General features: G+C 44.7%; 5 protein-coding genes. 3 read left to right on the top strand and 2 right to left on the bottom strand.

The window, feature by feature from the left end; genetic code table 11:
• Positions 1-426: 426 nt before the first annotated feature.
• The gene (locus ACTQ53_RS14675) at positions 427-1,989 is read left to right on the top strand and encodes an AAA family ATPase (RefSeq protein WP_441933801.1); all 1,563 of its coding nucleotides are present in this window, start codon (positions 427-429) and stop codon (positions 1,987-1,989) included.
• Between the two features lie 71 nt (positions 1,990-2,060).
• On the opposite strand, the gene ACTQ53_RS14670 is transcribed toward ACTQ53_RS14675, so the two are convergent.
• Positions 2,061-3,497, bottom strand: a complete 1,437-nt coding sequence (locus ACTQ53_RS14670) for an AAA family ATPase (protein WP_441933799.1) — start codon at positions 3,495-3,497, stop codon at positions 2,061-2,063.
• A 301-nt stretch (positions 3,498-3,798) separates the two neighbouring features.
• Between ACTQ53_RS14670 and fldA the strand changes: the two genes are divergently transcribed.
• Together fldA and ACTQ53_RS14660 are read left to right on the top strand one after the other, a co-directional pair.
• Complete coding sequence (fldA, locus tag ACTQ53_RS14665) at positions 3,799-4,293, top strand: flavodoxin FldA (protein WP_441933797.1); 495 nt, start codon at positions 3,799-3,801, stop codon at positions 4,291-4,293.
• A gap of 84 nt (positions 4,294-4,377) precedes the next feature.
• A complete protein-coding gene (locus ACTQ53_RS14660; protein ID WP_153122062.1) occupies positions 4,378-4,731 on the top strand; it encodes a DUF2023 family protein in 354 nt (117 codons plus the stop codon).
• A gap of 163 nt (positions 4,732-4,894) precedes the next feature.
• On the opposite strand, the gene ACTQ53_RS14655 is transcribed toward ACTQ53_RS14660, so the two are convergent.
• Positions 4,895-8,128, bottom strand: a complete 3,234-nt coding sequence (locus ACTQ53_RS14655) for a S41 family peptidase (RefSeq protein ID WP_441933795.1) — start codon at positions 8,126-8,128, stop codon at positions 4,895-4,897.
• Positions 8,129-8,313: the final 185 nt, after the last annotated feature.

Raw genomic sequence — 8,313 nt, 5'->3', positions numbered from 1 at the left:
TACCTCTGCGTTACCTACCATTCTGCTTGATGCAAAAACGTTGCTTACTGAAACCATTACCATAGCTGCGATAGCTGCAAACATAAACTTCTTCATAATCTTATCTTTTTTAAATTGTTACTATTTAATGTTACTTACTGTCTTTGTGGATTCGTTGTCGAACCCGCTATTCATAGTCGCAATCTGCGTGCCAAATCGATGAGTAAAAATAATATGTCTTGATTATCAGGTGTTTATATTGAATATGCCAGAAATAGATGGTGTGGAAAATGGGGAAAGAATGTGGAAATATTCCCCAAAATGTTGGGGAATGCAAGCATTGTTTTATTAGTAAGATAGCTCGTAACTATTGTTAATAATCAGAAAAACGCTTGCTTTCTGAAATATTATCTGTATCTTTGTACCTGAATTATTAAGAGTAAGATTATGGCATCAAAGAGATATCCTTTGGGAATACAAACGTTCTCCGAAATCGTGAAGGGGAATTACTTCTATGCTGACAAGACGGCTATCGTCTATCAGTTGGCTCATTATGCCAAGTTTCATTTTCTGAGTCGCCCACGTCGATTCGGAAAATCCTTGTTTGTATCTACTCTCAAGGCCTACTTTGAAGGTAAGAAAGAACTGTTCAAGGGACTTGCCATCGAACAGATGGAGAAGGAGTGGACGGCATATCCTGTCATCCACCTGGATCTGAGCTGTGGTAAGTATTATAGTTTGGAGAATACATATTCAATTCTAAACGGAATACTAGAAGTAGAAGAGAAAAAATATGGTTTAAAGGTTAATCCAATAGATGAGAAGTCTTTTGGTGGTCGTCTTAAGAACATCTTGCTTGCAGCAGCTGCTCAAACAGGTAAACAAGCAGTCGTTCTCATCGATGAATATGATGCTCCAATGCATGATTCTGTAAGTGACGAAGACTTGCAGAAAACCATCCGCAATATCATGCGAGATTTCTTCAGTCCATTGAAGCAGCAAGAGGGAAACATTCGCTTTGTATTCATCACGGGCATCTCCAAGTTTAGTCAGCTCAGCATCTTTAGCGAGTTGAATAATCTCAAGATTCTCACGTTGAAGGATGAATACAGTAGCTGTTGTGGTATTACCAAGAGTGAATTGACTCAGTATTTCCGTGAGGGTATCGAGGAGATGGCTGAGCATAATGGACTCACTTATGAGGAGACCTTAGAGCAACTCAAGCAGCATTATGATGGCTACCATTTCAGTATCAATAGCGAGGATATCTTCAATCCTTACAGCATTATCAATGCTCTGGACGATAAGGAGTTTAATAGCTATTGGTTTACATCTGGAACGCCTACGTTCTTAATAGAACTGATGCAGCAGAAGAATTTGGATATGATGGACTTAAATGATATCTGGGCTAGAGCAAAACGCTTCGATGTTCCTACTGAGACTATTACTGACCCTGTGCCAGTCCTTTTCCAAAGTGGCTATCTTACGATTAAGGGATATGACAAGCAGTTAGATATGTATTACCTCAGTTTTCCTAATCAAGAAGTTAGACAAGGCTTTTCAGAAAGTCTTTGCCAATATTATACCCCTTCAGAGGTAGGCGAACTTGATGCAATCGTATATGCTTATAAAAAGAATGTGCTCATCAATGACGATATGGGAGCCTTTATGCCCCACTTAAAGGCATTCTACGGTAAGTTCCCATATACGATTATCAACAATAATGAGCGTCACTATCAAGCCGTGATGTTCACCATCTTCACTATGCTTGGCGAAGATGTGAAGGTGGAGCATACCACTTCGGATAGAAGAATAGACCTTGTGCTCAAGACGGATAAGAGTATCTTTATCTTTGAGTTAAAATATAAGAAGTCTGCCGACATCGCCATGGCGCAAATCATCGATAAGGATTATGCTAAGGCTTTTGCCGATGATGGACGGAAGGTAGTGAAAGTGGGTGTTAACTTCTCTGAAGACCAGCGAAGCATAGAGGATTGGGTGATAAAATAAATGACATCTTGAGGTTGATAAAACGCGTAGAATCCTGCCGGCATCATTGCCAGCAGGATTCTACGCTTGTTTTATTTAAACAAATCCTCCATTTTAACTTCCTTTTGAACTATTCCGCTATGCTTGCCATACGCCACCCCATAGGTTGTAATCATCGTGAGATGAATGGACAGCTTGGGAGAAAGCGTTGCTTTTAGGGATTCTATGCGATGGCGCAAGCGCTGTTCCTCTTCCTTGCTGATGGTATAAGGAGCGCTGGCAAATTTCATCTCGCATAAGTTTACTACATTGTCGTTTCTGATGATCAGCAGGTCAATTTGGGTGCCTTCTTTCTCCTCTGTTCCTTTCACGTTCCATGCAGAGATCGAGGTTTTTACGCCAGCAACTCCAAGAGCCTGCTTGATTTGCTGGAAATGTTGCCAGCAAACTTCTTCGAAGGCCACTCCATGCCATGCTTTTAATACATCAGAAGTCATGTTGTCGCTTACAAAACCGGTTTCCTTTCCATGGGGTTCGACGTATTTCTGCCAAAAGAGACAGAAGTTGTCAATCAGTTTATAGTATGTTGTACTTTTGGGCATCCCGTATGGCGAATAGCTTGTGATGAAATCACTTTCAGCCAAAGCTGCAAGGGTGTTAGACAAACCTCCTCCCAGAGGGAGACCTGTGGCTTGACTGATTTCTTCACGAGTGAAACCGGAATGGCGGGTTGCCAATAAACGTACTACCTTTTTGCTATCTTCCGGATTGTTGAAGATTGCAGCAAAAAGCCTGTTAAACTCATCTTTCAGCCTAGGTCTATTGCCAAAAAGAATCTTATCTACATTTTGCTCGAAGCTTAACCCTTTTTGGAAGTACCCTATATAATAAGGTATTCCTCCAAAGACCATATAGCTTTGCAGGATGTCGTATTGACTCATTTGGATGTTAGCATGTTCGAAATACTCTTCGCATTCTTTCAGAGTGAAGGGTGAGAGCTTGATTTCTGCTGTCAAGCGTCCGTAGAGTCCTCCTTTGCTTCTTGATAGATTACTGAGAATCCAGGAAGTAGCACTACCGCAAACCACAAGCATGATATTGTCCCTGCCACTACACCAGCCATTCCAGAAGTTCTCGAAGGCTGGAAGAAATCCGGAACGAGGGGTATCCATCCACGGAAGTTCGTCGATAAAGATGACTTGTCGTTCGCCATTGTCTTGGTCTTGTAGCAACTGTTCGAGCAAGAAGAACGCTTCCATCCAGGACTTGGGCATCTTATAACCTTCCAATCCTTGGTTGAGAAGGGCATAATAGAAACTTTCCAGTTGTGTTTTCAGTCTGTTTCTGTCGTTATCTTGGTCAACAGGCGACACGCCTGTATGCTGAAAGGTGATACGATCTTTCAGTGCTTGTTTGATAAGGAATGTCTTTCCTACACGACGACGTCCATATATTGCTACGAATTCGGGGCGGTCGCTATAGTACAGCTTATTAAGTTCTGCTATTTCTTCTTTTCTTCCTACAATCATATTTTCTTCCTTTCCTATTATTTTCTTGTATTTGATATTTTGTGCAAAAATACAAAAAATAATGGTTTCGGCAAGATATAGTATATTATATTCTGCCGAAATTATGCTTTTTTATACTTTATCGGCAAGATATAGACTATTATATTTAAGAAAGTTTTAGGATGAATCGTCCTAAAACTTTTTATCTATCCCCATATTTAGGTATTTCTGCAAAACCATCATTTTTAGGTATTGCAGATGATGGAAAAAGGATGTATCTTTGCACCCGAAAATAAATGTAACTAAAAGAGATTAAGGACAAATGAAAACAACAATCGTAATTTATGGCTCTTCCACTGGCTCATGCCAGTCGATTGCCGAAACCATCGCCTCTAAGTTGGGCGTGGAAGCTGTAGATGTAGCTAACATCGATGATGCAACTATCACAAGTCATGAGAATCTTCTTCTCGGTACTTCTACCTGGGGTGCCGGCGAGATGCAGGATGACTGGTATGATGGCGTAAAGACATTGAAGAGTGCCGGCTTGGCTGGCAAGACAGTTGCCCTGTTTGGTTGTGGCGACAGCGAGTCTTACCCTGATACATTCTGTGGCGGCATGAAGGAACTCTATGATGCTGCCGTTGATGCTGGCGCTACCGTATTGCCTGGTGTTTCTACGGATGGATACACCTATGATGACAGTGAGGCAATTGATGGCGACAAGTTCCTGGGACTCGCACTTGATGAGGTGAATGAGGATGACAAGACAGAGGAGCGCATCGATGCATGGCTCGAGGCTATCAAACCAGCGTTATAATTTTTTCTAAAATATATCTTTCAAGAATTAGAGAATGATGGAATTCTCTGATTCTTGATTTTAAACTTGATTAATTCGGATAGTATGCAGCAGGAAATCGCAACACCAGTAGATTTGAAGGTTCTGATGAATCATATATATGAATATAAGAAGGGCGTGCGCCGTCTGGTGCTCTACACCTTCAACAAGAAATATGAGTCTTTTGCCATAACAAGATTAGAACGTCAGAACATTGATTATATCATCCAGCCGGTTGGCAACGACCGTCTGAATCTCTTCTTTGGTAAGAAGGAATGCCTGGATGCTATCCGCATGATAGTCACCAAACCATTATGCCAGCTTACGCCGGAAGAGGATTTCATCCTGGGTGCCATGCTGGGATATGATATCTGTGCCCAATGCGAACGCTATTGTGAGCGAAAGAAAAAAGTTTGCTAAATTTTTCTTTTATCTTCGGAATATTATTATGTTAATAAAGAAAGAGCGTGATTGCCTCAATTGGCGACCACGCTCTTTTCATATAATCAATCGATTGATTCAATCGAAATCTCGGAATAATTCCTGTTTTTAATACCTATTTCGACGGAATTATTCCTTTTTCTTACTTCTTCATCATTTCCTCTACGGCTCTGATGAGCTGGGTATCATGTCCGGTGATGTAATCCTCTGGAGAATTATACACCTCGACGTCTGGATAGAGGGTGGTGTTCTCGCCGAAGGTACCACGCATATCGCGGCAACCTACCTGTGGAATACCGAATACCAGGCTGCGGTCCATCAAGGTCTCCCACCATACGGCGGTCATTGTACCTGCTACCGGTGTACCAATCAGCTTACCAATGCCCAACTCCTTATATACCCATGGGAAACCATGACCGTTACTGTAGTCGTCCTCGCAGATCAGAACGCAGGATGGTTTGGTCCACTTGTTGAATGGATCCTTGCCCACAACCTTGCCGTGAGGTACAAACTCCTGATACTGCTTTCCGCTGAGCAGAGTGCAGAGGTCGTCGTGCAACCAGCCACCACCATTGTGGCGCTCATCCACGATTACGGCATCCTTGTTGCGGTTCTTGTCGCTCAAGAGTTCGCTATATACGGTGCGGAAGCTCTCGCTGTTCATTGCCTTGACGTGAACGTATGCGATTCTGCCCTTTGAAACGCTATCCACGATGGCACGGTTTCTATCCACCCAGCGCTTGTAGAGAAGTTCCTGCTGATAACCCTGCGAAATTGCCTTGATGGTGAGGTCGAAAGTCTTGCCCTTGGTGTTCTTGATGGTGAGACGTACATTCTTGCCGGCCTTTCCATCGAGCAATGCGTTGTAATCCTTACCTGCCTTGATAGCCTCGCCATCAATCTTCTCGATGATGCAGCCGGCAGTAACCTCATTCTTCTTCACTGCGAAAGGACCACGCTTGATAACTTCCTGAATCTTCAAGCCGTCACCCTCGTAGTTAGGATCGAAGAAGGCACCGAGAGCTGCGGTAGAAAGAGAAGCCCCACTGGCATAATAACGGCAACCGGTATGGCTGGCATTCAGCTCACCCAGCATCTCGCTCAACATCTCAGCGAAGTCGAAGTTATTATTGATATAAGGTAAGAACTTCTCATATACCTTGCGATAGTACTCCCAGTCCACACCCTGCATCTTTGGATCGTAGAACTTGTCAGCCACCTGGCGCCATACATGGTCGAAGAGATACTGGCGCTCCTCGGCAGGCTTGTAGTTGAATGGAGCCTCAAAGTCGATGTTGGTAGTAGCCTTGCTGCCCAGGTCAATCTTCTTGATGCTGCTGCCATTGCAGAGGAAGAGGTTCTTGATATCCTTGTCGGCAACGAAGCCACCGCCACCGATACCCTTCATCATCAGGGTAGTGCTGCCTTCCTTCAGGTCATGGCACCAGAGGTCGTAGCCACCTTCAAAGGCAGCCTGGTAATAAACCTTCTCTCCCTTGCTGTCGATGATGGCATCACCCATATTGGATGAGTTGACGGTAAGACGTACCACACGGTCACGGCAGTTCTCGAAGTCGAGTTCGAGAGGTTTCACCTTATCCACCTCAATCTTTCCGGTCTTCTCCTCTTTCTTCTTCTTGTTTTCCTTCTTCTTCTCCTCCTTCTCGTCAGCCTTCTTCTCCTTCTCGTCCTTGTTGGCCTCGGCTAATTCGAGTTCCTCCTTAGACATGCGAAAGCGGTCGTAGGCTTCGAGGTCGAGGAACATGAGATAGGCGTCGTATTCAGCACCCCATGAACCGTGACTGCGATAACCGGCACGGTCGCTCTCGAAGAGGATAGCCTTTCCGTCGAGCACCCACTTACCGTTGCTGTCGCTATATCCGCTGTCGGTAATATTGTGAACTTCCTTTCCGTCAGCCTTTACCACGGCGATATCTGTATTGTTCCATCCGCCATTGCCGATGTAGCTGCACATGATCCACTTGCTGTCTGGGCTCCACTCAAACCAGATGTCGCCATCAGAGTAAGAATAGTTGTACTTGCCATCGAGCACGGTGCGCACTTCCTTCGACTTCAGGTTGATGATGCGGAGGGTAGCACGATTCTCATAGAAAGCCACCTCCTTGCCGTCAGGACTGTAGGCAGGATACTGCGAAGTAATATTGGTCTTGGTAAGCTGCTCCTCTTCTATCTCAGAGCAGTAAGTAAAGTTCTTCTCTTTCTCGTTCTTGATCTTAGCCTGGAAAATCTGCCATACACCATTGCGCTCAGAAGCATAGACCAGACTTCTGCCATCAGGAGCAAAGCTCAGGTTGCGCTCCTGCTGAGGAGTATCGGTGATTCGCTTGGTAGTCTTGTATTCTGTAGAGGTAACATATACATCGCCGTGCATCACGAAAGCCACCTCCTTGGCATCTGGAGAAAGCGCAATCTCGGTAGCACCCCAAGACTGAACCTTGCGGATGAGGCTTGGTTCATCGTTATCTGTTGTGATGGAGATGTTGACCTTCTGCGGCTGTCCACCTTCCTTTACGGTATAGATTTCGCCATCGAAACCATAGCAGAGCAAACCATTATCGGAAGAGGTGAGGAATCGTATAGGATTCTTCTTCTGCTGCGTAATCTGTGTATCCTTTCCGCTTACGATGTTGCGGCGGTATATGTTGAAGGAACCGTCCTGCTCGCTGAGATAGTAGAAGCTCTGGTTGTCGGCAGCCCATACCGGGTTGCGGTCCTCGCCCTTGAAGGTAGTAAGCTTCTGATATTTTCCATTGTCGAGCATCCAGATATCTCGGGTGATAGGAGAGGTATGGTGCTTGCGCCATGCATCCTCGTAACCCTTCTTGTCGTGATAGAGCACCTGACCGTTCTTGTTGATGCTGATGTTCTCCATCGGAAGAACGGAATACAACTTAGGACGACCGCCCTCTGTGCTTACCTCGTAAACCTGCGAAAACTCGTTAGATGCAAAGAGGTTGCTTTGGGCTGTAGGCATGATGTTGGCAGAGAAGAGTACATGGTCGTTGTCCTTGAAGGCGATAGGAGTCTCCTTGCCGCTGTTGGTGGTGAGTCGGGTTGGCGCACCACCCTTGGTAGAGATGACGTAAACATCCAGGCTGCCTTCTCGGTTGGAAGTGAAGGCAATCTTCTTGCCGTCAGGGCTCCAAATAGGCTGAGAGTCATAAGCTGCGTTGGTTGTCAACTGGCGTGCCTCGCCACCATTGGCAGGAACGCAATAGAGATCGCCCTTATAGGCAAAAGCGATGGTAGAGCCATCAGGTGAGATGGCAGGGTAGCGCATCCACAATGGACCTTGCTGGGCATGGGATGCCAGAGATGCTGCCAGAAGAGCAGCGCTAAGAATCAGTTTCTTCATTATTATAAAGTTTCTGTTTGATTTATGTTGCAAAGTTACAGTTTTTATACGAAACTACCAAACTTAATTCCGTAAAACCGTGAAATAGCTACTCATTTATTAGGAGATTGTAAGCAGAACCTTTCACTCTGATACCTACTTGTAAGTATAAAAAATGTGAAAATCACAATTTCTCGGTATTGTGT

Source organism: Prevotella sp. Sow4_E9_plate (assembly GCF_052116205.1).
Lineage (GTDB): Bacteria > Bacteroidota > Bacteroidia > Bacteroidales > Bacteroidaceae > Prevotella.
This window is presented reverse-complemented; position numbering and strand designations above follow the sequence as displayed.

Excerpts from the sequence above, each read along its gene's own strand:
- ACTQ53_RS14660 (WP_153122062.1), top strand. The coding sequence starts at position 4,378 with ATGCAGCAGGAAATCGCAACACCAGTAGATTTGAAGGTTCTGATGAAT.
- ACTQ53_RS14670 (WP_441933799.1), bottom strand. The coding sequence starts at position 3,497 with ATGATTGTAGGAAGAAAAGAAGAAATAGCAGAACTTAATAAGCTGTAC.
- ACTQ53_RS14655 (WP_441933795.1), bottom strand. The coding sequence starts at position 8,128 with ATGAAGAAACTGATTCTTAGCGCTGCTCTTCTGGCAGCATCTCTGGCA.
- ACTQ53_RS14675 (WP_441933801.1), top strand. The coding sequence starts at position 427 with ATGGCATCAAAGAGATATCCTTTGGGAATACAAACGTTCTCCGAAATC.
- fldA (WP_441933797.1), top strand. The coding sequence starts at position 3,799 with ATGAAAACAACAATCGTAATTTATGGCTCTTCCACTGGCTCATGCCAG.